Origin of the sequence: Janthinobacterium sp. YR213, assembly GCF_900099875.1 — a bacterium.
Taxonomy (GTDB): domain Bacteria; phylum Pseudomonadota; class Gammaproteobacteria; order Burkholderiales; family Burkholderiaceae_D; genus Janthinobacterium; species Janthinobacterium lividum.
In genome coordinates, this window is record NZ_FNDA01000003.1 from 295,147 (window position 1) to 321,306 (window position 26,160).

Sequence of the window (26,160 nt, forward strand, 5' to 3'; positions counted from 1 at the left end):
AAAAGCGCTAGGCTATTGGCAGGCACAGGCGCGCGCAGGCGCCTCCTTCCGCATGATTGAGCACCTCGACCGTGCCGCCATGCAGGGAAGCCACTTCGCGCACAAAGGGCAGGCCCAGGCCCGTGCTCTTGCCGGCGCTCGGGCGCGGCAAGGAATAAAAGCGCTCGAAGACGCGCTCGATCGCATACGCGGGGATGCCCTCGCCCCGGTCGCGCACGGCAACTTCCACCAGGATGCCCTGGCGCCGCGCCGTCAGGTCGATGCAGCTGCCCGGTGGCGCAAAGCCGACCGCGTTGTCGAGCAAATTACCCAGCGCCTGGCGCAGCAGCAGGGCATCCCCGGCCACATTCGCTTCGTCGGCCTGCAGCTGCAGGCGCACGCCGCGCGCCTGCAGGGTGGCGGCCGCGTCCTGCGCCACTTGCGCCAGCAGGGGCGCCAGCGCGATGCGCTCGGGGCTATCCAGGCGCTGCTGCTTTTCCACGCGCACGAGGGCCAGCAGCTTGTCGATCAGTTGCCGCTGGCGCGCATTCTGTTCCAGGATACTGGCCAGGAACCGGCGGCGCTCGGCCGGCGGCATGTCTTCCTGCAGCAGCTCGGCCGAGGCCTGGATGGCGGCGATCGGGCTTTTCAATTCATGCGCCAGCGTGTGCATCAATTGCTCCACATATTCCTTGCCCTCCAGGCGCGTGCGCATCGCCTCCAGGGCACGCCCCAGGGTGCCGATCTCGTTCTTGCCCAGCGCCGGCAGCGCCACCTTGCGGCCCGCCTCCACGTCGCCGATGTAATGCATCAGCTTGCCCAGCGCATGGTGCAGCCACCAGGCGAATGCCAGGCCGATCAGCAGCGACAGCAGCAACAGCACGGCGCCACGCTGCAGTATCTTGCGCTGGCTGCGCTCGACAAATGCTTGCACGCTGGCATTCGGCTTGGCCACCGTCAGCACGCCAATCACCTCATTGCCGTCGCGAATCGGCGCGGCCACGTGCATCACCGTCGACATCTCGTCATCCGGCCGGCTGCGCGTGCTGCGCGCGCCATACTTGCCCTGCAAGGTGAGATACACGTCATTCCAGCGCGAATAGTCGCGTCCCACGTCGCGCCCGCTGGAATCGAACAGCACGATGCCGTGCCGGTCCGTGATGGTGATGCGGTAATCGAGCGTGCGCTTGCGCACGCCATTGATATTGACGTCCACGCCATGGCGCGCGTAATCTTGCATGCGTTCGGCCACGGGCGACTGCGCCAGCGTACCCGCCTTCAGGTCGGGCGCCACCAGGCTGGCCAGCAGTTGCGAGGTATCGACCAGCGTGTCTTCCAGGGTCGAGCGCACGCCGGGCTTGACTTGCTCCATGAAGACATTCAGCAGGAACCACGCGGCCAGGCCGACGATCAGGAAGTAGCCGAGCAGGATGCGCAGGCCGATCTTCATGCGCCAGCCAGGCTGTAGCCGAGGCCACGGTGGGTGTGGATGGGGTCGACCTGCGCATCGACGGCGCGCAGCTTGGCGCGCAAGGATTTGACATGCGCATCGACGGTACGCTCGAGCGTGTCGGGCGCACCGCTCCACACGCGCTGCATCAGTTGCGCGCGCGACAGCACGTGGCCCGGATGCTCGAGCAGGGTTTTCAACAGCAGGTATTCATAGCGGGTCAGGTCCAGCGGCTGGCCGTGAAATAGCACTTTCGCCTCCAGCGCGCGCAATTCAAAGCGTGCCGGCACGGTCACGGCAGCGGCTATCGTCATGCCAGTCTCGCGGGACACCTGAACGACGCCGGCGCGGCGCAGGATGACGCGGATGCGCGCCACCAGTTCGCGCGGCGAAAACGGTTTGGTGACGTAATCATCGGCGCCGATTTCCAGGCCGACGATGCGGTCGATCTCGTCGCTGCGGGCCGTCAGGAAGATCACCGGCACCTCGGAAAACTGGCGCAGCCGGCGGCATACTTCCAGCCCGCTCATGTCGGGCAAGCCCACGTCGAGCACCACCAGAACGGGCATCTGCGCGGCTTCGCCGGGCGTTGGACGCAGCGCGGCCAGGGCGTGCTCGCCCAACATCACATGGCGCGGCGTAAAGCCGTCCGTGCGCAAGGCATAGGCGATGCTGTCGGCAATCGCCTGTTCATCTTCCACGATCAGGACAGTCTTGGACATGGCGGCGGCACGCATTAATGGACAGACCCGGAGTATCCCTGAACCACGCAAGCGGCGTCAATCGCGCGCCTTGCCGCGCGCTGGCGAAAAGCCGCCCAGCTCCAAAAAACTTATAGTATATTTATCATGGCATGACTCCACCGATACACCGTGTTTGACACCCGTCCGAGGAGACTATGAAGACCCATACCATCAGCCTGCTATGCGCTGTCAGCCTGCTGGCCGCCTGTGCGGCGCCAGCGACGATCACCACCTCAAATGAACAGCAAGACGCCTGCAACGCGGCCGAACTCAAAGGCCAGTTTGGCGAAGCAGAGCTGGCTTGCGTAAAAGCGCTGCAGAGCGCCGAGCAAGCCGGGGCCAGCGCGGATATCCTCTCGCAGCGCCAGTACAACCTGGGCCGCGTCAAGCGCTTGCAGGGCAAGAATGCCGAAGCGGAGCAGCTGTACCGGCAAGCGCTGGCCACGGAAGAAACGGCGCAGCCACGCAGCGATGCGCGCGTCGGCCGTCGCATGGTGGAACTGGCGTCGGCGCTGGCCGCGCAAGGCAAATGGCAGGAAGGCACGGGCTATCTGGAACGCGTGCTGCCGCTGCTGCCGAAGCTGTCGCCCGCCTCGCGCACGTATTCGGCGGAAGTGCTGCGCCAGTACGCCAGACAGCTGCAAGGCGGCCCGCAGGCGGCGCTGGGCGCACGCTTTGAAGCCGTCGCGGCCAGCCTGCAATAAGCAACTCCCGGAGCCCGGCCTACGGCTGGGCGACGTGGATGCTGGCCTTGATGTGCTTGAGGTGGGCCACGATGGTGAACGTCATCACCACCAGCAGCGACCATGAACTCCATTTGCTGACATGCACCACCGACCAGGCGCCAAGCTGGTTCGGATAGCGCCACACGCCCCAGAAGGTGCTGATGTTTTCAGCCAGCCAGATAAAGAAGCCGACCAGCACGAAACCGAGCAGCAAGGGCATGCTGCGGTCGCGGTCGAGCGGGCGGAACACCACGGTGGTGCGCGCATACAAGCCCAGCGCGCAGGCAGCCAGGTACCAGCGGTAATCGCCGATGTAGTGATGCGTGAAGAAGTTGGCGTAGATCAGCAGCGCGATCAGCACCGCCATCCAGTATGGCGGATGGTGGCGGATCCGCATGTCGAGCAGGCGCCAGGTCTGGATGATGTAGCTGCCGACGGCCGCATACATGAAGCCGGAAAACAGGGGGACGCCGAACACCTTGCTGTAGGCAAAGTCGGGATAACTCCACGACTGGATCGTGCCCGACACCTTGAACACCTCCAGCGCAAAGCCGACCGCATGAAACAGGCAGATGGCTTTCAGTTCATCCCACGTTTCCAATCCGCTCCACAGCATCGCGCCCTGGATCGCCAGCGCCGCCAGCAGCAGCACGTCATAGCGCGGCAGGCCGAACAGGCCGGCGCGCGGCACCAGGAACACGGCAGCGAAAAACAGTCCCACGAACAGGCACGACCTCGCCTCCTTGATGCCGAAATACAAAAATTCGGTCAGGAAGCGCGGCCAGCCGCGCAAGCGGTTACGGGGTGTGGCGTTTAACAGGTGGGCATCGAGGGCATTAAGCATGCAGCAACTTTATCGGCCGCCCGCGGCACTGTAAAGCGATTTTGCACGCACGCGCCGGGTCCGCCCGTGTTGGGCATGCACCAATAGCAATGGGGCCGGGCGCACTCACGATCGTGAGCAGGCCCGGCCCCATCATCAGGCAGCGGGACACCCCGCCGGCCTGGAACAGCTGTCAACACCTGATGCTACGGTATTGTCAGCTGCCCTTGAAACTATTATTGCAGTTTGATTTCGACATCAACACCAGCTGGCAGGTCCAGCTTCATCAGCGCGTCAACGGTTTTGTCCGTTGGGTCAACGATGTCCATCAGGCGTTGGTGCGTACGGATCTCGAACTGATCGCGCGAAGTTTTGTTGACGTGCGGGGAACGCAGCACATCGAAACGCTGAATACGGGTAGGCAGTGGTACTGGGCCTTTGACGACAGCGCCGGTGCGCTTCGCGGTTTCAACGATTTCCAGAGCGGACTGGTCGATCAGTTTGTAATCGAAAGCCTTCAGGCGGATACGGATTTTTTGGTTTGGTGCCGACATGATATTTCCTTAAAAGAACGAACCGCGCGGTCTGCACGGCAATGAGGTCATACGGGAATTTCTGACGCAACAACCGTCAGGGTCGACATGATAGCACCAAAATGCTTGCCAACCCCGGCAGTTGAATAAAAAGAAGGGCGCCGGGCGACGACGCGTCTTCTTTTATGCAGGCTTAAGAATTAAGCCAGGATTTTTGCAACAACACCAGCGCCGACGGTACGGCCGCCTTCGCGGATAGCGAAGCGCAGACCTTCTTCCATCGCGATCGGGTTGATCAGCTTGACGGTGATCGACACGTTATCGCCTGGCATGACCATTTCTTTGTCTGCTGGCAACTCGATCGAACCGGTTACGTCCGTCGTACGGAAGTAGAACTGTGGACGATAGTTGTTGAAGAATGGCGTATGACGGCCGCCTTCGTCTTTCGACAGAACATATATCTCGCCGGTGAAGTGCGCATGCGGCTTGATCGAGCCTGGCTTTGCCAGAACTTGACCACGTTGCACGTCTTCACGCTTGGTGCCGCGCAGCAGCAGACCAACGTTGTCGCCAGCTTGACCTTGGTCCAGCAGTTTGCGGAACATTTCCACGCCGGTGCAAGTCGTTTTGACGGTATCGGTGATACCGACGATTTCGATCTCTTCGCCGACTTTAACAATGCCGCGCTCGATACGACCGGTCACAACGGTACCGCGACCCGAGATCGAGAACACGTCTTCCACTGGCATCAGGAAAGCACCATCAACAGCGCGCTCTGGCGTTGGGATGTATGCATCCAGCGCATCGGCCAGACGCAGCACTGCGTCAACGCCCATTTCGCCTTCTTTGCCTTCCAGCGCCATACGTGCCGAACCTTTGATGATTGGCAGGTCGTCGCCTGGGAATTCGTACTTCGACAACAGCTCACGCACTTCCATTTCAACCAGTTCCAGCAGCTCTGCGTCGTCGACCAGGTCGCACTTGTTCAGGAACACGATGATGTATGGAACGCCAACTTGGCGGGCCAGCAGGATGTGTTCGCGGGTCTGTGGCATTGGGCCGTCAGCTGCGGAGCACACCAGGATCGCGCCGTCCATCTGGGCAGCACCGGTAATCATGTTTTTGATGTAATCGGCGTGGCCTGGGCAGTCAACGTGCGCGTAGTGACGCGTTTCCGTTTCGTACTCGACGTGGGCGGTGTTAATCGTGATACCGCGCGCTTTTTCTTCTGGTGCTGCATCGATCTGGTCGTATGCTTTAGCTTCGCCGCCGAATTTCTTCGACAGAACCGTTGCGATTGCAGCGGTCAGCGTGGTTTTACCGTGGTCGACGTGGCCGATGGTGCCGACGTTGACGTGCGGCTTGGTCCGTTCGAATTTACCTTTTGCCATTTTATTCTTCCTTAGAACAATGATTTAAATGTAGGGACCGGCATTCTCGTGAAAGCCGGCCCGGAACTTCTATTACTTAGCTTTCGAGCTTACGATTGCTTCAGTCACATGCTTAGGTGCTTCAGCATAGTGCTTGAATTCCATCGTGTAAGTCGCACGACCTTGGGTCGACGAACGCAACGACGTGGCGTAACCGAACATTTCCGACAGAGGCACTTCGGCCTTGATGATCTTGCCGCCACCGCCAGCAATTTCATCCATACCTTGCACCATGCCGCGACGCGACGACAGATCGCCCATCACGGTACCGGCGTAGTCTTCCGGCGTTTCCACTTCCACGGCCATCATCGGCTCCAGGATGACTGGCGATGCTTTGCGGCAGCCATCTTTGAATGCCATCGAAGCGGCCATGCGGAATGCATTTTCGTTCGAGTCAACATCATGGTACGAACCGAAGAACAGCGTGACTTTAACGTCAACGACTGGGTAGCCAGCCATCACGCCCGAAGTCAGCGTGTCGCGCACACCTTTTTCAACTGCAGGGATGTATTCGCGAGGAACGGTACCGCCCTTGATCGCGTCAACGAATTCGAAGCCCTTGCCCGGTTCTTGCGGTTCGATCTTCAGAACCACGTGACCGTATTGACCACGACCACCCGATTGCTTGACGAATTTGCCTTCCGACTCTTCGCACACTTTACGGATCGTTTCGCGGTAAGCCACTTGTGGCTTGCCGACGGTCGCTTCAACGTTGAATTCACGCTTCATGCGGTCAACGATGATGTCCAGATGCAACTCGCCCATACCGGCGATGATGGTCTGGCCCGATTCTTCATCGGTACGCACGCGGAACGATGGATCTTCTGCTGCCAGACGGTTCAGCGCCAGGCCCATTTTTTCCTGGTCGGCCTTGGTTTTTGGCTCGACTGCCTGCGAAATCACTGGCTCAGGGAAGACCATGCGCTCCAGAACTACGCTGGCTTTTTCGTCGCAAAGCGTATCGCCAGTGGTGGTGTCTTTCAGACCCACAACGGCGGCGATGTCGCCAGCGCGCATTTCCTTGATTTCTTCGCGTTCGTTCGCTTGCATCTGCACGATACGGCCGATACGCTCTTTCTTCTGCTTCACGGAGTTCAACACCGAGTCGCCCGAATTCAGGGTACCCGAGTAGCAACGGATGAAGCACAACTGGCCCACGAACGGATCGGTTGCGATCTTGAACGCCAATGCCGAGAATTTCTCATTGTCGTCAGCTGCGCGCTCGACTGGCTGCTCGTCCTCGTCCAGACCTGGGACAGGTGGAATGTCGATTGGCGATGGCAGGTACTCGATGACCGCGTCCAACATGGCTTGCACGCCCTTGTTTTTAAAGGCGGTACCGCACAACATTGGAACGATTTCGCTGGCGATGGTACGCTGACGCAGGGCAGCCTTGATCTCTTCTTCCGAGAGGTCGCCTTCTTCCAGGTACTTGTTCATCAGGTCTTCCGACGCTTCAGCAGCGGCTTCAACCATGTTTTCGCGCCACTTGGCAGCATCAGCGGCCAGGTGTGCAGGAATGTCGCCGTATTCAAACTTCATGCCTTGCGAAGCGTCGTCCCAGATAACCGCTTTCATCTTGACCAGATCGATAACACCGGTGAAGACGTCTTCAGCGCCGATAGGCATCTGAATAGGTACTGGGTTGGCTTTCAGACGCGAACGCATCTGATCGTAGACCTTGAAGAAGTTGGCGCCGGTACGGTCCATCTTGTTCACGAAGGCCAGACGTGGCACTTTGTACTTGTTAGCCTGACGCCATACCGTTTCCGATTGTGGCTGCACGCCGCCGACTGCACAGTAAACCATGCAGGCGCCATCCAACACGCGCATCGAACGTTCCACTTCAATGGTGAAGTCAACGTGGCCTGGGGTGTCGATGATGTTGATGTGGTGAGCTGGGAAGTTGTTAGCCATGCCTTTCCAGAAGCACGTAACAGCAGCCGAGGTAATCGTGATACCGCGCTCTTGCTCCTGTGCCATCCAGTCGGTGGTGGCAGCGCCATCATGGACTTCGCCCAGCTTGTGGTTCACGCCTGTGTAGAACAGGACGCGCTCGGTCGTGGTCGTCTTACCTGCATCGATGTGAGCGGAGATACCGATATTACGATAGCGCTCAATGGGGGTCTTGCGGGCCATAATTAATCCTAAATGAATGGACAAAACCGAGCAGCATTTTTTTGCAAAAATGAGCCCGGCCTCGAACAACAGATGCTTGACAGCCGCCTTGCGGTAGCTGGCTTTATATTAGAAGCGGAAATGCGAGAACGCTTTGTTCGCTTCAGCCATACGATGGACTTCGTCGCGTTTTTTCATCGCGCCGCCGCGGCTTTCAGCCGCTTCCATCAGCTCACCGCCGAGGCGTTGTGGCATCGATTTTTCGCTGCGCTTGTTAGCAGCTTCACGCAACCAACGCATGGACAGAGCCATACGACGGACTGGGCGAACTTCAACCGGCACCTGGTAGTTTGCACCACCGACGCGACGGGATTTCACCTCAACCAACGGCTTGGCGTTGTTGATTGCGGTAGCAAAAACTTCGAGTGGATCTTTACCCGATTTTGCTGCGATGTGCTCAAAAGCACCGTAGATGATGTTTTCTGCAACCGATTTCTTACCGGACAGCATCAGCACGTTTACAAATTTAGCGACATCAGTGTTGCCGAATTTTGGATCTGGCAAAATTTCGCGCTTGGGTACTTCACGACGACGTGGCATATCAATTCCTTTCAATCTTCAGTTGAGCGCGCGTTCTTCGCACACTCGCGGACGACCATCATAGTCCTCCACTTACTCGACCAGATGCGGTCGACTACATTCACTTAGCTAGTTGCCACTGAGCGAAACTTGGGTTTGCTGCGTACAACTTATTACTTCTTGCCTGCTTTAGCGCGCTTGGTACCGTACTTCGAACGCGATTGCTTACGGTCTTTAACGCCTTGGGTATCCAGGGCACCGCGAACCATGTGGTAACGCACACCCGGCAAATCCTTAACGCGACCGCCGCGCAGCAGCACAACACTATGCTCTTGCAGGTTATGGCCTTCACCGCCAATGTACGAAATAACTTCGAAACCATTGGTCAGACGAACTTTAGCGACTTTACGCAGAGCCGAGTTTGGCTTCTTTGGAGTCGTGGTGTAAACACGTGTGCAGACGCCACGTTTTTGCGGGCTGTTTTCCAGCGCCGGCGATTTGCTCTTCACGGTCAAAGCGACGCGTGGATTGCGAATCAATTGATTGATGGTTGGCATCGTTATAAATCCAACAAAAAACTACGATTAATAACCCGGGCAAGATGCCCGGCGACTAAAACCTCGTCCCGCTTTCATCTACTGCGCACCGGAGGCGCCCGCAGCCACTCGATAAGGAGCGGCCATGAAATGCCAAGCAATACGTAAACGATGAGCAGAATAAAATCGAGAACTCGCTAGTTTAGACCTTGTGTTACAGGGGGTCAATCAGTTTACCGCTTTTTGCTATAAAAAAAGGCAAAAAAGAGGCGCTTTTGTGGCATTTTGACTAATCTTTGGCCGCAGCGCGCGGACGCCGGCGCTACGCGGCAATTGATGATTTGGCATTCTTTCTCTGCGGCCAAGCACCGGACGCGCACATTCTTGTATGACCGCAAGATAACAAAAGGATTGATAATAGCGGACATTTTTCGCTGCCCTCCCTTATGCGCTCCTTGCTTCGCCCCGCCAATCTGTTCCTGCTCCTGACGTATGCATTGCTGACGGCCGTGCCCTTCATTCCCGCGCTGCTGGGACGCGCCCCCGAGCATCCCTGGCAGATGCTCACCTTCGAGCTGCTGGCCTGGCTGGCCGTCTGGAGCGTGTTCAAGCGCCCCGCGTATTTCCACTGGCTGCTGGTGCCTGCCTTCCTGGCCCTGCCGACGGAAATCTACCTGTTCATCTTCTATGGCCAGGGCATTTCCACGCACCACCTGGGCATCATCTTTGAAACCAGCCCCAAGGAAGCGATGGAATTCCTTGGGCAAAAAGTGTGGCTGATGGGCGTCGTCATGCTGGGCGTGATCGCCTGGTGCCTGCTCGGCTGGTATGCGGCCACGCGCACGCGCGACCTCGACTGGCGCGGCAAGACGCGCCCGGCCGCCTTCGTGCTGCTGATCATGCTGGGCGGCTTCTGGTGGTATGGCTATGAATTCGGTTTCGAGGCCAATATCCTGCACAGCACCGCCGCACCGGCCAAGGCCAGCAGGCCGGCGGTCAGCGGCAAGGCGGGCGCCTCCGGCTTCGGCGACGCCAGCTCGGCCGACGATGAAACGGCCGAGGAAGACGAAGAAAGCAGCAAGCCGGAAAACGCCAGCATCGCCGGCGCCGACGAGACGGGCCTGGGCTGGCCCAGCCTGCCCCACTGGGCGCGCCTGCCCTACGCCTTCGACACTGTCAGCAACTCCTGGCCTTTCGGCCTGGCCGCGCGCGGCTTCGATTTCTACAAGGAGCGTCGCTACCTGGCCGAGCTGGGACAGAAAAGCAGCAGCTTCCGTTTCGGCGCGCACCAGCAGCAACCCGATCCCCATCCGGAAGTGGTGGTCATGGTAATCGGCGAATCGTCGCGCTACGACCGCTGGAGCCTGAACGGCTATGAACGCGACACCAATCCCCTGCTGAAGCAGGAAGCCAACCTGGTGCCGCTGGCCGACGTCATCACGGCCGTTTCCGCCACGCGCCTGTCCGTGCCCGTCATCATCTCGCGCAAGCCGGCCACGCAAAGCCTCAAGGACGGCTTCTCAGAGAAATCCTTCCTCACCGCCTACAAGGAAGCGGGCTTCAAGACCTACTGGCTGTCGAACCAGATTTCGTTCGGCCAGTTCGACACGCCCGTGTCCGTCTTTGCCAAGGAAGCGGACGTGGTGCAATTCCTGAACCTGGGCGGCTTTACCAACAATTCAAACTTCGACCAGATCCTGTTCGACCCGTTCAAGAACGCGCTGGCCGACCCGGCGCCGAAAAAACTCATCGTGCTGCACACCCTGGGCAGCCACTGGAACTACAGCCAGCGCTATCCGAAAGCGTTCGACAAGTGGCAACCGTCGCTGTTCGGCGTCGACAAGCCCGTCTACACGGACACAGCCATCAAGCCGCAGCTGAACAACAGCTACGACAGTTCCATCCTGTACACGGACTGGTTCCTGTCGAACGTGATCGGCATGCTGAAGGACGATGGCCAGCGCACCGCCCTGCGCAGCTCGCTCGTCTATGTGGCCGACCATGGCCAGACCCTGTACGACGGCACCTGCCGCCTGGCCTTCCACGGCCACAACACACAGTTCGAATTCCACGTGCCCGCCTTCGTCTGGTACTCGCCGCAATTCCAGCGGCACTATCCGGACAAGGTGACACAGCTGCAGCGCCATCAAAAGGCGCGCCTGTCGACGGAAAACATGTTCCATACGCTGCTCGACCTGGGCGACATCCGCTTCGCTGGCGAACAGCCCGAGTGGAGCATCGCCAGCCCCCGCTTCAAGCAGCACAAGCGCTACGTCGACAGCTACGGCTGGACCAACTACGACAACGCCATCATCCGCGGCGATTGCCGCGAAGTGATCGACAAGAGCACGCCGGAAAAGCAGGAAAAATAAGCGCGGCCATCAGGCCCGTTCGAGCACGCCGCCGCAATCGGCCGGCTGCGCCATGTGCGTGCTGAGCCAGTCGAAGACGCGCCCGGCCTTGTCTGCGATACCGGCGTCAAAGCCGCGCTGCGCCAGCAGGGCGATGCCATTCGTGGCCTGCAGCACGCCCGGCGCCAGCAGCAGCGCGCCGGCGTCATCGCGGCCCACGCACCACGGCGCCAGGCAGTCTTCCAGCAGCGGCCCCAATACCAGATTGTGCGACGAGACGATCACCAGGTGGCGCGCGGCCAGGGAATGCAGCACGGCAGCAGCCGCCGCCACGGATTCAAGGTGGTTCGTGCCGCGGAAGATTTCATCGATCAGCAACAGCGCCGGCGCGCCCTTCTCGGCCAGCGCCAGCAATTCGCGCGCGCGCCGCAATTCGGCGATATAGAGACTTTCGCCGCCGTCGAGCGAATCGTCATTCTGCATGCTCGCATACACGGCCAGGCGCGGCACATCAGCGCTGTCCGCATAACAGAAGCCAAAGGCCCGCGCACAGACCAAGTTCAAGCCTATGCAACGCAGCAAGGTACTCTTGCCGATGCCGTTCTGGCCGGAGATGAAGCCCCCCTTGCCCTGCACGCCGAACGACAACGGCGCAGCGTTCTCCAGCAAGGGATGCAGCATGCCCCGCAAGGCCAGCACGCGCGGTGCCGCAATGCCCGCCCAGCAAAACACGGGGGCCGCACGCAATTGCCGCGCCAGCGCCAGGTCCGCTTCCAGCTGGGCCACCTGGGTAAAGCTTTCGCGCAGGAAGGGCAACTGCTGCGCGACCAGTTGGCGCGTGCGGAAATAGCGCTTGACGTTTTTCAGCAGGAGCCAGTCGCCATATTCGACCAGCAGCGTATCGATGAAGGGCACGTAATGCAGCAGCGAGCGCTCGATGGCGCGCGTCAGCTTGGCCGCCTGCGCGCTGCCGGCAGCCAATGGCAAGGCTGCCGGCACACCGAGCCGCACCAGCGCGGCACGGGTTTTCAGCAGATGGCGCAAGGTATCGAGCGTGCGTTCCCATAGCTTGGCGCTTTCGTAAAAACGCACCTGCACGGTCATCAGCGCAACACAGGCGGCCAGCACGCCAAACAGCGCCGGCCAACCTGCCAGCCAGCTGGCGGCGATGGCCAGTAACAAGGCCAGCGGCACCAGCCATAGCCAGGTACTCCACCATGGCGCCGCTGCCAGCGCCGCACCGAACAGGGTCTCGCTCACTTCCGTATCGGCCTGGCGCAAGGGCAGGCAGGCGCGCTGCAGGCTCGCCGCTTGGACCGGGTCGTCCAGCAATCGCTGGACGCGCGCAATGGAGCCAGGATCGGCCTGGCCGCCGCTCAGGCGTCGGTGCAGCTCCTGCTGGCCAAAGATGCTGGTCTCGCGCGCCAGTTGCGACGCGTACTGGTCGAGCAACAGTTCGTTCCAGGTCTGACCATCGAGCGATGGCGCCTCGCCCGTCAGCCGCTGCAGCATCGCCACGTCGCTGCGCGCAAAAGGATAATCGAGCGCTGGCGCAAAGGCACGGGCAGGGAAAATTTGCTGGAAAAACGGATGCATGGCGCCTTGGGGAGGAGTCAAAAAAGAGTCGCCACAGCAGATGCAGGCGATTGCCAATTTATCAAGTGGAACCTGCGCGGACGGACACGCTGGACGGCGCGGACACGGCGGACAGCCGGACGCCAGAATTTTTCCCGATTCAAATCAATAACTTAACAACTGGCATGGATCGTGCATTAGAAACGCTATCCTTCACGAGACCTGACCATGATCCGCGATACCTCCTCCCAAGACGCCGTACTGTCCGCCCCGCCGGGCCAGCGCCACAAGAAACGCGCCCTGCTGCTGGCCGGCGCCGCCGTCGTCATCGGCGCCGCCATCGCTGCCGTTGCCGGCTGGCGCAACAGCGAACATTCCGTCAATGCCGACCGCCTGCGCATCGCCGACGTCACGCGCGGCACCCTGATCCGCGACGCCGCCGTGAACGGACGCGTGGTGGCCGCCATCAGCCCCACGCTGTATTCGACCACCGTGGCCACCGTCACGCTGAAAGCGAAGGCGGGCGACACCGTCAAAAAGGGCGACATCCTGGCCGTGCTGGAATCGCCCGACCTGTCGGACGCGCTGAAACGCGAGCAGTCGAGCGTGCAGCAGCTGGAAGCGGAAGTGGCGCGCCAGCAGATCCTGGCCAAGAAACAGAAACTGCTGGCCAGGCGCGAAGCAGATACGGCGGAAATCGAGCGCCTGTCCGCCCAGCGCACGCTGGAGCGCTATGAAAGCGTGGCGCAGGTGGGCATCATTGCCAAGATCGATTACCAGAAGGCCAAGGATGCCTTGAATTCCGCCGAGATCCGCAGCAAGCACGCTTCGCAGGCGGCGGGCCTGGAAGGCGAAGACGTGACCCTGGCGCTGAAGACCCGGGTCAACGAACTGGAACGCCAGCGCCTGAGCCGCGACAACGCGCAGCGCAGGGTCGACGAGCTGACCGTGCGTGCGCCCGTCAATGGCTTCATCGGCACGCTGTCGGTGGCCAACCGCAGCGTGGTGCAGGCCAACACGGCCCTGATGACCCTGGTCGACCTGTCGCAGCTGGAAGTGGAGCTCGAGGTGCCGGAAACGTATGTGGCCGACATCGGCCTGGGCATGAGCGCCGAGATCGAGACGGGCGCCATCAAGGCGACCGGCAAGCTGTCGGCGCTGTCGCCCGAAGTGGTCAAGAACCAAGTGCTGGCGCGCGTGCGCTTCAACGGCGAACAGCCGGCCGGCCTGCGCCAGAATCAGCGCGTCTCGGCACGCCTGCTGATCGACGAGCGGCCCAATGTGCTGATGCTGGCGCGCGGTTCCTTCGTCGAAGCCGAAGGCGGACGCTTTGCCTACGTGGTGCGCGATGGCGTGGCTGTCCGCACGCCCATCAAGCTGGGCGCCACCAGCATCTCTGCCGTCGAGATTCTCGGCGGCCTGAAACTGGGCGACAAGGTGGTGGTCGCCGGTACGGAAAATTTCGCGAACGCGGCCCGCGTCTCGCTCAACTAACAATACTCATCCAACCAGGAGCCCTCCATGCTGCGCATGCAAAACCTGAGCAAGATCTACCGCACCCACATGATCGAAACACACGCGCTGCGCGGCTTCGAGATCCACGTCCGCCAGGGCGAATTCGTCACCGTCACGGGACCGTCCGGCTCCGGCAAGACGAGCTTCCTGAACATCGCCGGCCTGCTCGAGGAATTCACCGATGGCGAATACATACTCGACGGTGTCAACGTCAGGGGCATGGACGACAATGCCCGCTCGCGCCTGCGCAATGAAAAACTGGGCTTCATCTTCCAGGGTTTCAACCTGATTCCCGACCTGTCGCTGTTCGACAATGTCGACGTGCCGCTGCGCTACCGGGGTTTCAATCGCGCCGAACGCAAGGAGCGCATCGAGGAGGCGCTGGCCAAGGTGGGCCTGGCGTCGCGCATGAAGCACTATCCGGCCGAATTGTCGGGCGGCCAGCAGCAGCGCGTGGCCATCGCGCGCGCGCTGGCCGGCTCGCCGAAACTGCTGCTGGCCGATGAACCGACGGGCAACCTGGACACGCAGATGGCGCGCGGCGTGATGGAGCTGCTGGAAGAAATCAATGCGCAAGGCACCACCATCCTGATGGTCACGCACGATCCGGAACTGGCGCTGCGCAGCCAGCGCAATGTGCACATCATCGACGGCCAGGTGTCGGACCTGGTACAGCATGGCGCCACGCTGTCGCTCAAGCCGCAGCACGCGACCGCCTAGGAGCCGCCATGTTCCACTACTATTTCAAGCTGGGCCTGCGCAACCTGCGCCGCAATCCCGCCCTGACGGCGCTGATGGTGCTGACCTTGGCCGTCGGCGTGGCCGCCAGCGTGGCCACCGTCACCATCCTGCATGCGATGTCGGGCGATCCGCTGCCGCACAAGAGCGACCGCCTGTTCGTGCCGATGATCGATGTCGTTCCCTTGAAAGGCTATACGCCGGGCACCAAACCCAGCTTTGGCCAATCACAGCTCGCCTATACCGATGCGAAGAACTTCATGGCCAGCAAGATGGGCATCCGCCGCAGTGTCATGTACGGCGTGGCCGGACCCGTGGAGCCGGCGCGCAGGGACCTCGGCGCCTTCCGGGCCCAGGGCCTGGCCCCCACGCGCGATTTCTTCGCCATGTTTGAAGTACCGTTCCTGTATGGCCAGCCATGGAGCGAGGCCGACGACGCCAGCGGCGCCGACGTCATCGTCCTGAGCCGCGCCCTGGCGGAAAAGCTGCTGGGCACAGTCAATCCCGTGGGCCAGCGCGTGACGGTGCTGGGACGCCCCTATCTGGTCAGCGGCGTGCTTGATCGCTGGGATCCCGTGCCGCGCGTGCACCGCATCATCGGCAGCAAGGGCGCCTTTGGCACGGAAGATGAATTCTTCATTCCGTTTGCCAGTGCCATCCGCCACGAAACGGGGCATGACGGCGGCATGGCCTGCAGCGGCGTCGAGCGCAGCCCCGGTTACCAGGGCATCCTGGCATCGGACTGCACCTGGCTGCAATTCTGGTTTGAAATGGCCAGCGCCGGCGAACGCAGCGACTTGCAGGCGTATCTCGACAGCTATGCGGCCGAACAGCGCAAGCTGGGCCGCATGCCACGCCATGCGCCCAACATGCTGTACGACGTCAGGCAGTGGCTCGATTTCCTGAACGTGGTCGACAACGACAACAAACTGGCTGCCTGGCTGGCCTTCGGCTTCCTGCTGCTCTGCCTGGTCAACACCATCGGCCTGCTGCTGGCCAAGTTCTCCGCGCGGGCGGCGGAAGTCGGCATCCGCCGCGCACTGGGCGCCACGCAGCGCGACATCTTCCGCCAGTTCCTGATCGAGACAGGCGTCATCGGCCTGGCCGGCGGCGTACTGGGCCTGTTGCTGGCCTATGCCGCCCTGGCCGTGGTGAGCGCGCAATCGAGGGAGCTGGGCACCGTGGCGCACCTGGATGTCCCGATGCTGCTGCTGACGTTTGCCGTTTCCGTACTGGCGGCCTTGCTCGCAGGGCTGTTGCCCACCTGGCGCGCCTGCCAGGTCACGCCGGCGATGCAGCTCAAATCCCAATGACACCCACCTTTTCACAATGAGGCCCCACATGGAAATCCGCCCCATCCTGTCGGCGCTGATGCGCAACAAGACCGGCGCCGTGCTCGTCGCCGTGCAAGTTGCCATCAGCCTGGCCATCCTGGCCAACGCCTTGTACATCGTCAACCTGCGCCAGGCCATCGCCGCCCGTCCCACCGGCGTAGCGGCCGAAAACGACATCTTCTATGTCAAAGTCCAGAGCATGGACAAAGGCAGCCCGCAGCGCCAGATAGCCGAACAGAAGCGCCAGGCCGCGATACTGCGCGCCCTGCCGGGCGTGGTCTCCGTGGCGCAAACCACGCAGGCCGTGCTGTCGCGTTCCGGCAGCAGCACCAACGTCGCGGCCAAACGCGGACAGGCCGAGGCCAGCGCCGGCACCTCGATGTACGTCACGCCCGATTCGCTGGTCAGGACATATGGCCTGAAGCTGGTGGAAGGGCGCGATTTCCATCCCGACGAGGTCCCGGAAATCAATGAAGACGTCGATGAAACCTTCCCCAAGGTGGTGATCGTGACGCGCGCCGCGGCGCAAAAAATCTGGCCAGGCGAAACCAGCTTTGTCGGCAAACCCCTGTTCAATGGCACCGGCGACAACGATGACGAGATGCGCGTGATCGGCGTGGTGGAACGGCTGCAGACGCAGGTCGGCCAGGTCAGCGCCCAAGGCGAGTATTCGATCATCCTGCCGGCGCGCCTGACGGGCGGGCGCGATTCGCTGCTATTTGCCGTGCGGGCAGAACCAGGCCAGCGCAACCGCCTGATGAAGGAGGCGGAACAAGCCATCCGCACGTCCAGCACCGAGCGCCTGCTGGTGCGCACGGATACCCTGGAGCAGCACCGCAAGACACGTTATCTGGCCGACCAGGGCTTGTCCTGGATGCTCATCGCCGTCAGCACCCTGCTGCTGCTGGTGACGGCCAGCGGCATCGTCGGCATCGCCAGCCTGTGGGTCTCGCAGCGGCGCAAGCAGATCGGCGTGCGGCGCGCGCTCGGTGCCCGCCGCATCGACATCCTGCGCTACTTCCTGACGGAGAATTTCATGATCACCAGCGTCGGCGTGGCGGCTGGCGTGGTGCTGGCGCTGGGCCTGAATCAGCTGCTGGTCAGCCAGCTGGAAATGGCGCGCCTGCCGCCCGGCTACCTGCTGGCCGGCGCGCTGGTATTCTGGCTGCTGGGCGTGGGCGCCGTGTATGGGCCAGCCTGGCGCGCTGCCAGTATTTCGCCGGCCACTGCCACGCGCAGTACCTGAGCCGGCACCTGAGTGATATGCTGCGCGCATGCCTACCGTACTGATTATTGACGACAATGCCGCCGTGGCCATCGCGCTGGACGTGCTGTTCTCCCTGCACGAGATCGACGCCGTGCGCGCCGCCTCGCCCGAGGAGGGCCTGCAGCTGCTCGAGCGCCACGCCATCGACCTGGTGGTGCAGGACATGAACTTCACGGCCGACACCACTTCGGGAGAGGAAGGCAGCGCGCTGTTCCACGCGATCCGCGCGCGCTACCCGGATCTGCCCGTGATCCTGCTGACAGCATGGACACAGCTCGACGCGGCCGTCGACCTGATCAAGTCCGGCGCGGCCGACTACCTGGCCAAGCCATGGGATGACCGGCGCCTGATCGCTTCCGTGCAGAACCTGCTGGAACTGGGACAGGCCAGCCGCGCGCTGCGCCAGCGCGTGGTGGCCGAGCAGCGCCAGCGCCACGCGCTGGAAAAAGACTTCGACTTGCGCGGCATGGTGTGGCAAGACCCGGCCACGGAAAGAGTCGTGCACCTGGCGTGCCAGGTGGCGCGGGCCGACGTTCCCGTGCTCATTTCGGGGCCGAACGGCAGCGGCAAGGAACGCATCGCCGCCATCGTGCAAGCCAATTCCCACGTCGCCAGCGGCCCCTTCATCGTGCTCAATTGCGGCGCCGTGCCGGTCGAGCTGATCGAGGCGGAACTGTTCGGTGCCGAGGCGGGCGCCTACACGGGCGTCACGCGCGCGCGCGACGGCAAGTTCGACGCGGCCGACGGCGGCACCTTGTTCCTCGACGAGATCGGCAACCTGCCGCTGGCCGGGCAAATGAAACTGCTGCGCGTACTGGAAACGGGACGCTTCGAGCGCCTCGGCTCGAACCGCGAGCGGCAAGTGAAAGTGCGCGTCATCAGCGCCAGCAACGCCGACCTGCCGGCGATGATCAAGGCCGGCACATTTCGCGAAGACCTGTTCTACCGCTTGAACGTGATCGAACTGCGCCTGCCGCCGCTGGCCCAGCGCCCGCTCGACATCCTGGTGCTGGCACAGCATTTCCTGGGCAGCGAAAAAACCCTGGACGCGCAAGCGCAGGCCACCCTGCTGGCGCACGGCTGGCCCGGCAACGTGCGCGAACTGAAAAACGTCATGCAGCGCGCCAGCCTGCTGACGGCCGGTCCCGTGATCCGCGCACAGGAAACGGGCTTGCCGCTGGCGGGTGTGCCATCGCTGCGCGCGCCGCAGGATGGCGCCGCGACGGAGCCGGACCGCGACAGCGTCACCGCGGCGCTCGCGCGCGCACACGGCGTGGTAGCGCAGGCGGCACAGGAACTGGGGCTGTCGCGCCAGGCGCTGTACCGGCGCATGGAACGCCTGGGCATCGCGCGCGGCTGATGGCCTACCGTCCCATGCGCCTTTCCCTGCTCACGCGCTGGACGGCGCTGATCGTCACCCTGCTGGTGCTGGGCATCGTCATCGCCCTGCTGCTCGCGCATTTTTTACCCGGCCAGCCGCTGCTGGTGCTGGCGGGTACCCTGCTGTGCGTGCTGCCGGTGGCCGTGATTACCATCCGCGCGCAGCTGCAAGCGATGCTGTCGCTGTTTCGCGCCTTGAGCGGCACCGTCGCCAGCTACCAGGACGGCGACTTCGGCTTCAGCCTGCGCTGGCCGCAGAACGATGAACTGGCCGACCTGGTGGCGGCCCACAATGCGCTGGGCGACGTACTGCGCAAGCAGCGCCTGGACCTGGTGCAGCGCGAACTGCTGCTCGACACCATGGTGCAAAACACGCCGGTGGCCATGCTGCTGGTGGCCGAGGGCAGCGCTATCGTCTACGCCAACCTGGCCGCGCGCCAGCTGCTGCACCACGGCCGCCGGCTCGAGGGGCATCACCTGGCCGACATCGTGCAACAGGCGGCGCCGGCCTTGGCCGAAGCGCTGGCGCGCCGCAACGACGGCTTGTTTACCAGCGGCGAAGGGGAGCAGGAAGAGGTATATCACCTGGCGCGGCGCAGCTTCAGCCTGAACGGGCGCAAGCACGAACTGCTGCTGTTGCGCCAGCTGACCCTGGAACTGCGGCGCCAGGAAGTGCAAACCTGGAAAAAAGTCATCCGCGTCATCAGCCATGAACTGAACAACTCGCTGGCGCCGCTGGCCTCGCTGGCCCATTCCGGCGCCGAGCTGGTGCGCCGCGGCCAGACGGAGCGCCTGCCGCAAATCCTCGCCACCATCGAGGAGCGCACGCGCCACCTGGAAACCTTCATCCTCGGCTATGCGCGCTTTGCCAAGCTGCCCGCGCCACGCCTGGCGCCGTGCGAGTGGCAGCCTTTTCTCGACAGCCTGGCCTCGCAGGCGGCCTTCGCGCTCGACTGCGTACCGCCCGCACAGGCAGCCGTGTTCGATGCGGCGCAAATGCAGCAGGCACTGTTGAACCTGCTCAAGAATGCGCTGGAATCCGGTTCGCGGCAAGAGCATATCGGCCTGCACGTCAGCCAGGCGCAAGGGCAGCTGCGCATCGAAGTGCGAGACCGCGGCCCGGGCATGAGCGGCGCCGTGCTGGAAAACGCGCTGGTACCGTTTTATTCCACCAAGCGCAGCGGCACGGGACTTGGCCTGGCGCTGGCACGCGAAATCGCCGAAGCCCATGGCGGGCGCATCACCCTGGCCAACCGCGAAGGTGGCGGCCTGGCGGTGACATTGATTCTGCCCTTGCTGGACAGAAATTAGTTACTGGCGTAACGATTTTTTCATCACACGCTGCGCAATTATTTTTCGGTACAATATTGACAATTATAGTTTTTAATATTGCAACTTCATGAGCGCCATGCCCGTGTGTTAGAAATAAGCTATTTAAGTTTGCATAATGATATAAAAATAGCTCATTGACAATGAAATGTCGTGGCGATAATTTATCTGAGCGGCACGGTTTTTTTTGAAACATTAATCGTTTTTTCGCGGGGATAAATATGAAACTGAAATCACTCATCGCAGCAGCGGTACTGGGCGCTGCAACCATCGGTAGCGCATATGCTGCGTCGTACACCATCAACCTGACCAACACCACGGGCAACCTGTGGACGGGGGGCTTCAACGCCACTCCCACGCCGCTAGGCGTCTTTACCGATACGTTCACGTTCACTCCCGACGCGACTTTCGGTTCGACCGCGCAAGCCTTCCTGGCCAACCTGTCGGTCACGGGCAGCGACCCGGCTTCCATCAACTTCACCAGCGCCAATCTGAACGGCATCTCCCTGACCGGTTTTGGCGGCCCCACCGTCTTCGGCTATGCCCAGGGCGAGGTGCTGGCGCCAACCACACTGCTGTTCAACGGTCCGATGGTCCTCACCGTCATGGGCAACAGCAACGGCGGCAGCTATGGCGGCACCTTCAACCTGAACCTGGCGCCCGTTCCTGAACCGGAAACGTATGGCATGCTGCTGGCCGGCCTGGGCATACTCGGCTTCCTGGCACGACGCCGCAAGCAATCTTGAGCGCACCACCCAAAAGACGCTGCGGCGTCTTTTTTTTCACCCGGCTGCTAAACTGGCGCCATGACGACCGACTTTACCTCCACCAGCCATACCGCTTTCAGCCACCCGGGCCACCCGCCTGCCACCACCACCGAACACCGCGGCATCCGCTACCTGCACCTGGGCACCAAGTGGGTACAGGGCGCCATGCGCCTGGACAAGCCAGATGCCATCGAGCTCGAATACGTGCAGATGATGATGATGTGGATGCTGTTCAAGACGCAGCCCAAACGCATCGTGCAGCTGGGGCTGGGCAGCGCCGCGCTGACCAAATTCAGCTACCGCCGCTTCCCCGACGCCACGGTCACGGCCATCGAACTCAATCCGAACGTGATCGCCATCTGCGGCGCCCAGTTCGCGCTGCCGCCGAACGACGCGCGCCTCGATGTGCGTGAAATGAATGCGCTCGACTTCGTGCTCGATCCTGCCAACCACGGCACGGTCGACGCGCTGCAAGTGGACCTGTACGACGAAGACGCGCGCGGTCCTGTGCTCGACACGCCAGAGTTCTACCAGGCTTGCCACGACTGCCTGGTCGACGACGGCATCATGTGCACGAATGTCTTCGGCGACTTCCCCAACTACGACAAGAATCTACAGGCGATGGAACTGGTGTTCGACGCCGTCGTCTGGGTGCCGGAAATGGAAGATGAAAACATCGTCGTGCTGGCCTTCAAAAAATCGCCATCGCTCGACTTCAGCGATTTATACGAACGCGCCGCCACCATCAAGAAGCAGTTCAACCTGCCCGCCAAGAACTGGGTCAATGGCTTGAAGCAGTGGATGCAGGACCAGCAGTAAGCCATGCGATCTCATTCCAGGACAGGCTGCCAGTTTCCTGCGGCGCGATAAAACCCCAGGCTCTTGCCGCCGTTGAAGCGCGCGGCTTTCATCAGGCCAGCGAGCTCGCTGGAGATCAACAGGTCGCCTGATTGCGCATCCCTGGCGATCTGCCTGGGCGCCAGTTCCTCGTCGCGCAAAAACGTCCGCGTGAAGTAGATGACGTTGCCCTTGTCATCTTTTTCCGCGATTGAACGTTCGAGGTCCACCGTCTGTACGTGTTGCGTCGCATTCACGATGTAAAACGGCTGCTCCACAGGTTCACCGCCCGCCATGATGCAGGCGGGAGCGAGCAATTCCACGTCCTGGCCGGCGGCGCCGGCAAGGAACCCGGCCAGGCGGGCCGAGACCAGCGGCACGTCCCCCAGCAGCCACAGACAGTCATGTTTCAGGAGCCTTTCCCGGGTGCAGACGAAATGCACGGGGGGCCTGTCCATACCGAACGGATACGGAGCCCCCTGCAGCAGCGCCAGATAGTCGAAGTTCGATCCAGCCGTCTCATAGGATCCACATTCCTTGTCGTAGGAGCCGGTCAGTTTGTCATGGTAATCAACCGGGGCTTTCCAGCTCAGTATCATGGGTAGTCCTCTTCCTCGTCCTGGCAAAGGCCTATTGTGACCGCTTCGCCTGCCCAGCCGCGCCAGCTTGCGCAAGCAGCGCGCCCAGGCGGCGTGCCAGGCCGTCCATGTTCTCGGCCGGCACCTGCGCATAACCGAGCAGGAAGCCGTTCCAGCCCATCCCTTCTCCCGTGCCGTGCGCGGACAGGGCCAGCGCCACGATGCCGTCCTGCGCGGCGCTCCGGCTCAGCGCCAGGTCATCCCATTCCGTTTCATGAAAACGCAGCGCCAGGTGCATGCCGGCCGTGCCGCCATGGATGGCCGCGCCGCCACACGCATGGCGCTGCAAGGCCTCGCTCAAGGCGTCGCGGCGCTGGCGGTACAGGCGGCGCATGCGGCGCACGTGGCGCGCAAACAGGCCGCTGCGCAGGAAGTCGGCCAGCGCCAGCTGTTCGGCTACCCGTCCGCGCGCGGCGCCCTGCGCCTGCATCTGCGCGAAGGCGCCGGCCAGCGCGGACGGCACGACGATAAAGGCGATGCGCAAGGCGGGAAACATGGTCTTGCTGAAGGTGCCCAGGTACACGACGGGCGCATCGGCCACCAGTCCCTGCATGGCGGCCAGGGGCGGGCCGCCATGGCGAAATTCGCTGTCGTAATCGTCTTCGACGATCAAGGCGCCGGCCACGCGCGCGCGTTCGAGCAGCGCCATGCGGCGCGCGGGACTGAGCACGCTGCCCGTCGGATACTGGTGCGACGGCGTGGTGTAGATCAGGCGCGGCGGCGTCTCGCGCCAGTCGTCATCCGTCGGCGCGATGCCATCCATGTCAACGGCGATGCCCGTCACCTGCAAGCCGGCGCCGCGGCCCGCGGCCAGCGCGCCGCCATAGCCGGGATGCTCGATCCACAAGGTATCGCCCTGGTCGGCAAAGGCGCGCAGGCAGACATCGAGGCTGCTCTGCGTGCCGTCCGTGATGAACACCTGGCCCGCATCGCAGACGACGCCGCGCGCGGCGCGCAAATGCTCGGCGATGGCCATGCGCAGCTGCGGCTCGCCGGCAGGGTCGCCGTAATTGAGCTGGCGCGGCGTCAGCGCCCGCCATGCGCGGTCCAGCATGCGCCGCCACTGCGCCAGCGGGAATTCATCGAGCGCCGGCACGCCAGGCGCGAACGCGCCCATGGCGTCGGCGGGAAACACCAGCGCCGCATTCACATCCTGTCCCGCCACGCCGCGCAAATGCCGGGCGCGGCGCGACAAGCCATCCTTGCTGCCGGCCGCCGGCACGGCTTCCGGCATGCCGGCGCTGCCGGCGACGACGGTGCCGCGCCGGTCCGGCAAGACAAACCCTTCGCTGGCCAATTGCTCGTAGGCGTACAGCACGGTATTGCGCGCCAGTCCCAGTTCGGCGGCCAGCACGCGCGTGGCGGCCAGCCGCGTACCGGGCGCCAACTGCCCGTTGCGGATCGCCGCGCGCAGGCATTCATGCAGCAGGCGCTGGCGCGGCCAGCCCCGCTCGCGGTGCGTGCGCTCGAATGCATCAAGCAGCAAAGCAAAATCCATGCGTTTCCTTGGTGGCTCTAAATTATTTGTCGGTTCTGGATCTTTTTTCAGGGCCAGATGCCGATTATAGTGCGGCCTGCTTCTTCAACCAACCGGACTTCCGCCATGACCGCTACCGCCCTGCCTCCCAGCCCCCGTACCCGCGTGCGCCGCGTCGCCGAACTGGCCAGCTACGAGCAAGCCGCCCTGCACGCCATCGTCGATGCCGCCTACCTGTGCCATATCGCCTTCCGCGACGACACGGGCAGCCATTGCATCCCGACCGCCTGCTGGCGCATCGGCGGCTACCTGTACATCCATGGCTCGAACGGCAGCCGCATGCTCAAGCAGCTCTTGCACGATACCGATGTGTGCGTGACGGTGAGCCATCTCGACGGCCTAGTGCTGGCGCGCTCCGCCTTCAATCACACGATGAACTACCGCTCGGCGATGGTGTACGGGCAGTTTGAAAAAGTAAGCGATATCGGCCAGCAGCATGCGGCCATGGATGCGCTGATGGAAAAACTGGCGCCGGGACGCCTGGCGCAGGTGCGCGGCGGCAGCGCCAAGGAATACGCGGCCACCACCGTGCTGCGCATCGCGCTCGACGAATGCGCCGTCAAGCAGCGCAGGGGCGGCCCGCTCGACGACGCGGGCGACATGGCGCATGCCGTCTGGACGGGCGAACTGCCGTTTACGCACGGACGGGGCACGGCCATCGCCGATGCACTCAACACCAGCGAAATGCCCGCATATGCCGCCGCATGGGGGACGGAATCCGCTTGACCGGCCAGCGTGCTTGCCCGATGATCGGCGTTGATGGCGATCGCCACCAATTGAGCAACCGATCCAATCACGCATGGAGCATATGATGATGAAGCGAGTAACCCTGGCCACGGCCTTGACGGTCATGCTGGCCTGTGGCGGCAGCGGTGCGGCACTGGCCGCCGATGCGGGCGACGCGGCCCTGAAGGCGGCCATCGCCGGCAGTGCGCGCACGCCGGCCAACGCGCTGCGCGACAGCGCCCGCCATCCGTATGAAACGCTGGCGTTCTTCGGCATCAAGCCGACCATGACGGTGGTGGAACTGGCGCCCGGCGGCGGCTGGTACACGGAGATCCTGGCGCCCTACCTGCGCGACAACGGCAAGCTGATCGCCGCCGGCAACGACCCGCAGTCAAGCAGCGAAGGCGCCCGCCGCGGCGCGGCGCGCTTCCAGCAAAAGCTCGACGCCAACCCGGCGGCTTTCGGCAAGGTGGAGATCGGCGCCTTCGCGCCCCCCACCACCTACCGCATCGCGCCCAAGGGCACGGCCGACATGGTGCTCACCTTCCGCAATATCCACAACTGGATACCCATCGGCGAAGCCGGCATGCAGACCTTGTTCAAGGAAGTGTATGACAGCCTGAAACCGGGCGGCGTGTTCGGCGTCGTCGAGCACCGCCTGCCGGCCAACAAGGCGCAGGATGCCACGGCCAGTAGCGGCTACATGCACGAAGCGTATGTGATCAAGCTGGCCGAAGGCGCAGGTTTCAAACTGGCGGCCAAGTCGGACATCAACGCCAATCCGAAGGACCATGCCGACCACCAGGGCGGTGTGTGGGCGCTGCCGCCGACCTATGCCAACAAGGATGTGGACCGGGCCAAATACACGGCCATCGGCGAGAGCGACCGCATGACCCTGAAATTCGTCAAACCCTGAGTCACTGACAAGACAATGGCGGCGGGCCGAAACGGCGCGCCGCCATCGTCTTGTGCGCGCAGCGCGCCTTACAGGTAAATGCCGTACACGCCACACAGGCGCTTGACCAGGGAGCAGGAGCTGGCATCGCCATCCGTCACGCACGCGGTATAGGCTTCCTCGCAGGTTTCACGGGTTGGCAGGGCATATGCGGAAGAACTGATGGCGCCGGCAAAACCGACGGCGGCGCAAAAGACAAATACAGCTTTTTTCACATTGATCATTTTTATCCCGTTCCCAAAGAGTTGAGTTGTTATATAAAACCACTGGAAGACAAAGACGCCAGCCGCCAGAA

At 62.5% G+C, this 26,160-nt stretch carries 24 protein-coding genes; 12 read left to right on the forward strand and 12 right to left on the reverse strand.

The annotated features are described in order from the left end of the window. Positions 1-7 precede the first annotated feature (7 nt). Together creC and creB are read right to left on the reverse strand one after the other, a co-directional pair. Entirely contained in the window at positions 8-1,429 is a 1,422-nt protein-coding gene (gene creC / locus BLT98_RS15340) for a two-component system sensor histidine kinase CreC (RefSeq protein ID WP_092609187.1), read from the reverse strand. Continuing rightward, positions 1,426-2,151: a two-component system response regulator CreB gene (creB, locus tag BLT98_RS15345; RefSeq protein ID WP_092609943.1), complete on the reverse strand. Its 726-nt coding sequence runs from the start codon at positions 2,149-2,151 to the stop codon at positions 1,426-1,428. The genes creC and creB overlap by 4 nt, the downstream gene beginning before the upstream one ends. A gap of 176 nt (positions 2,152-2,327) precedes the next feature. On the opposite strand from creB, the gene BLT98_RS15350 reads away from it, so the two are divergent. Next, positions 2,328-2,876 carry a tetratricopeptide repeat protein gene (locus BLT98_RS15350; RefSeq protein ID WP_070259510.1) on the forward strand — a complete coding sequence of 183 codons (549 nt, stop codon included), beginning with the start codon at positions 2,328-2,330 and terminating at the stop codon, positions 2,874-2,876. Between the two features lie 19 nt (positions 2,877-2,895). Here the strand turns inward: BLT98_RS15350 and BLT98_RS15355 are convergent, their stop codons facing one another. From BLT98_RS15355 to rpsL, 6 genes are all read right to left on the reverse strand, one after another. Beyond that, positions 2,896-3,741, reverse strand: a complete 846-nt coding sequence (locus BLT98_RS15355; RefSeq protein ID WP_070278905.1) for a DUF817 domain-containing protein — start codon at positions 3,739-3,741, stop codon at positions 2,896-2,898. Between the two features lie 215 nt (positions 3,742-3,956). Further along, positions 3,957-4,274 carry a 30S ribosomal protein S10 gene (gene rpsJ / locus BLT98_RS15360; RefSeq protein ID WP_010394389.1) on the reverse strand — a complete coding sequence of 106 codons (318 nt, stop codon included), beginning with the start codon at positions 4,272-4,274 and terminating at the stop codon, positions 3,957-3,959. 179 nt (positions 4,275-4,453) lie between these two features. Further along, the gene (gene tuf / locus BLT98_RS15365) at positions 4,454-5,644 is read right to left on the reverse strand and encodes an elongation factor Tu (protein ID WP_034753125.1); all 1,191 of its coding nucleotides are present in this window, start codon (positions 5,642-5,644) and stop codon (positions 4,454-4,456) included. Between the two features lie 72 nt (positions 5,645-5,716). Then, entirely contained in the window at positions 5,717-7,822 is a 2,106-nt protein-coding gene (fusA, locus tag BLT98_RS15370) for an elongation factor G (protein ID WP_034753184.1), read from the reverse strand. A 108-nt stretch (positions 7,823-7,930) separates the two neighbouring features. Further along, positions 7,931-8,401 carry a 30S ribosomal protein S7 gene (gene rpsG, locus BLT98_RS15375; protein WP_010394377.1) on the reverse strand — a complete coding sequence of 157 codons (471 nt, stop codon included), beginning with the start codon at positions 8,399-8,401 and terminating at the stop codon, positions 7,931-7,933. Positions 8,402-8,553: 152 nt separating this feature from the next. Beyond that, positions 8,554-8,937 (reverse strand): 30S ribosomal protein S12, encoded by a 384-nt coding sequence (gene rpsL / locus BLT98_RS15380; protein WP_010394376.1) that lies wholly within the window; start codon positions 8,935-8,937, stop codon positions 8,554-8,556. 425 nt (positions 8,938-9,362) lie between these two features. Between rpsL and BLT98_RS15385 the strand changes: the two genes are divergently transcribed. Beyond that, positions 9,363-11,288 (forward strand): phosphoethanolamine transferase, encoded by a 1,926-nt coding sequence (locus tag BLT98_RS15385; protein ID WP_139179272.1) that lies wholly within the window; start codon positions 9,363-9,365, stop codon positions 11,286-11,288. Between the two features lie 9 nt (positions 11,289-11,297). On the opposite strand, the gene BLT98_RS15390 is transcribed toward BLT98_RS15385, so the two are convergent. Beyond that, positions 11,298-12,863, reverse strand: coding sequence for a MutS-related protein (locus BLT98_RS15390; protein ID WP_092609190.1), 1,566 nt, complete (start codon positions 12,861-12,863; stop codon positions 11,298-11,300). 207 nt (positions 12,864-13,070) lie between these two features. On the opposite strand from BLT98_RS15390, the gene BLT98_RS15395 reads away from it, so the two are divergent. The 8 genes from BLT98_RS15395 to BLT98_RS15430 all read left to right on the forward strand — a co-directional run bounded on the left by BLT98_RS15395 (position 13,071) and on the right by BLT98_RS15430 (position 21,991). Further along, on the forward strand, positions 13,071-14,336 hold the full coding sequence (locus BLT98_RS15395) for an efflux RND transporter periplasmic adaptor subunit (protein ID WP_092609193.1): 1,266 nt from the start codon (positions 13,071-13,073) through the stop codon (positions 14,334-14,336). A gap of 27 nt (positions 14,337-14,363) precedes the next feature. Next, positions 14,364-15,077 carry an ABC transporter ATP-binding protein gene (locus BLT98_RS15400; protein ID WP_070259929.1) on the forward strand — a complete coding sequence of 238 codons (714 nt, stop codon included), beginning with the start codon at positions 14,364-14,366 and terminating at the stop codon, positions 15,075-15,077. Between the two features lie 8 nt (positions 15,078-15,085). Next, positions 15,086-16,408 (forward strand): ABC transporter permease, encoded by a 1,323-nt coding sequence (locus BLT98_RS15405; RefSeq protein ID WP_070278898.1) that lies wholly within the window; start codon positions 15,086-15,088, stop codon positions 16,406-16,408. A 28-nt stretch (positions 16,409-16,436) separates the two neighbouring features. Then, positions 16,437-17,675, forward strand: a complete 1,239-nt coding sequence (locus BLT98_RS15410; RefSeq protein WP_070259933.1) for an ABC transporter permease — start codon at positions 16,437-16,439, stop codon at positions 17,673-17,675. A 28-nt stretch (positions 17,676-17,703) separates the two neighbouring features. Further along, positions 17,704-19,056, forward strand: a complete 1,353-nt coding sequence (locus BLT98_RS15415) for a sigma-54-dependent transcriptional regulator (RefSeq protein ID WP_092609195.1) — start codon at positions 17,704-17,706, stop codon at positions 19,054-19,056. 14 nt (positions 19,057-19,070) lie between these two features. Continuing rightward, on the forward strand, positions 19,071-20,387 hold the full coding sequence (locus BLT98_RS15420; protein ID WP_052140200.1) for a sensor histidine kinase: 1,317 nt from the start codon (positions 19,071-19,073) through the stop codon (positions 20,385-20,387). Positions 20,388-20,626: 239 nt separating this feature from the next. Continuing rightward, a complete protein-coding gene (locus tag BLT98_RS15425) occupies positions 20,627-21,151 on the forward strand; it encodes an FxDxF family PEP-CTERM protein (protein ID WP_070259937.1) in 525 nt (174 codons plus the stop codon). Positions 21,152-21,211: 60 nt separating this feature from the next. Beyond that, positions 21,212-21,991 carry a spermine/spermidine synthase domain-containing protein gene (locus BLT98_RS15430; protein WP_092609198.1) on the forward strand — a complete coding sequence of 260 codons (780 nt, stop codon included), beginning with the start codon at positions 21,212-21,214 and terminating at the stop codon, positions 21,989-21,991. 11 nt (positions 21,992-22,002) lie between these two features. Here the strand turns inward: BLT98_RS15430 and BLT98_RS15435 are convergent, their stop codons facing one another. After that, on the reverse strand, positions 22,003-22,608 hold the full coding sequence (locus BLT98_RS15435; protein ID WP_070259940.1) for a hypothetical protein: 606 nt from the start codon (positions 22,606-22,608) through the stop codon (positions 22,003-22,005). Between the two features lie 31 nt (positions 22,609-22,639). After that, positions 22,640-24,145, reverse strand: a complete 1,506-nt coding sequence (locus BLT98_RS15440; RefSeq protein ID WP_092609202.1) for a MocR-like pyridoxine biosynthesis transcription factor PdxR — start codon at positions 24,143-24,145, stop codon at positions 22,640-22,642. A 105-nt stretch (positions 24,146-24,250) separates the two neighbouring features. On the opposite strand from BLT98_RS15440, the gene BLT98_RS15445 reads away from it, so the two are divergent. Then, positions 24,251-24,910, forward strand: a complete 660-nt coding sequence (locus BLT98_RS15445; protein ID WP_092609205.1) for a pyridoxamine 5'-phosphate oxidase family protein — start codon at positions 24,251-24,253, stop codon at positions 24,908-24,910. Positions 24,911-24,995: 85 nt separating this feature from the next. Next, positions 24,996-25,826 carry a class I SAM-dependent methyltransferase gene (locus BLT98_RS15450; protein WP_092609949.1) on the forward strand — a complete coding sequence of 277 codons (831 nt, stop codon included), beginning with the start codon at positions 24,996-24,998 and terminating at the stop codon, positions 25,824-25,826. A 68-nt stretch (positions 25,827-25,894) separates the two neighbouring features. Here BLT98_RS15450 and BLT98_RS15455 read toward each other — a convergent pair whose 3' ends face one another. Further along, the gene (locus tag BLT98_RS15455; RefSeq protein WP_139179274.1) at positions 25,895-26,080 is read right to left on the reverse strand and encodes a hypothetical protein; all 186 of its coding nucleotides are present in this window, start codon (positions 26,078-26,080) and stop codon (positions 25,895-25,897) included. Between the last annotated feature and the right edge of the window lie 80 nt (positions 26,081-26,160).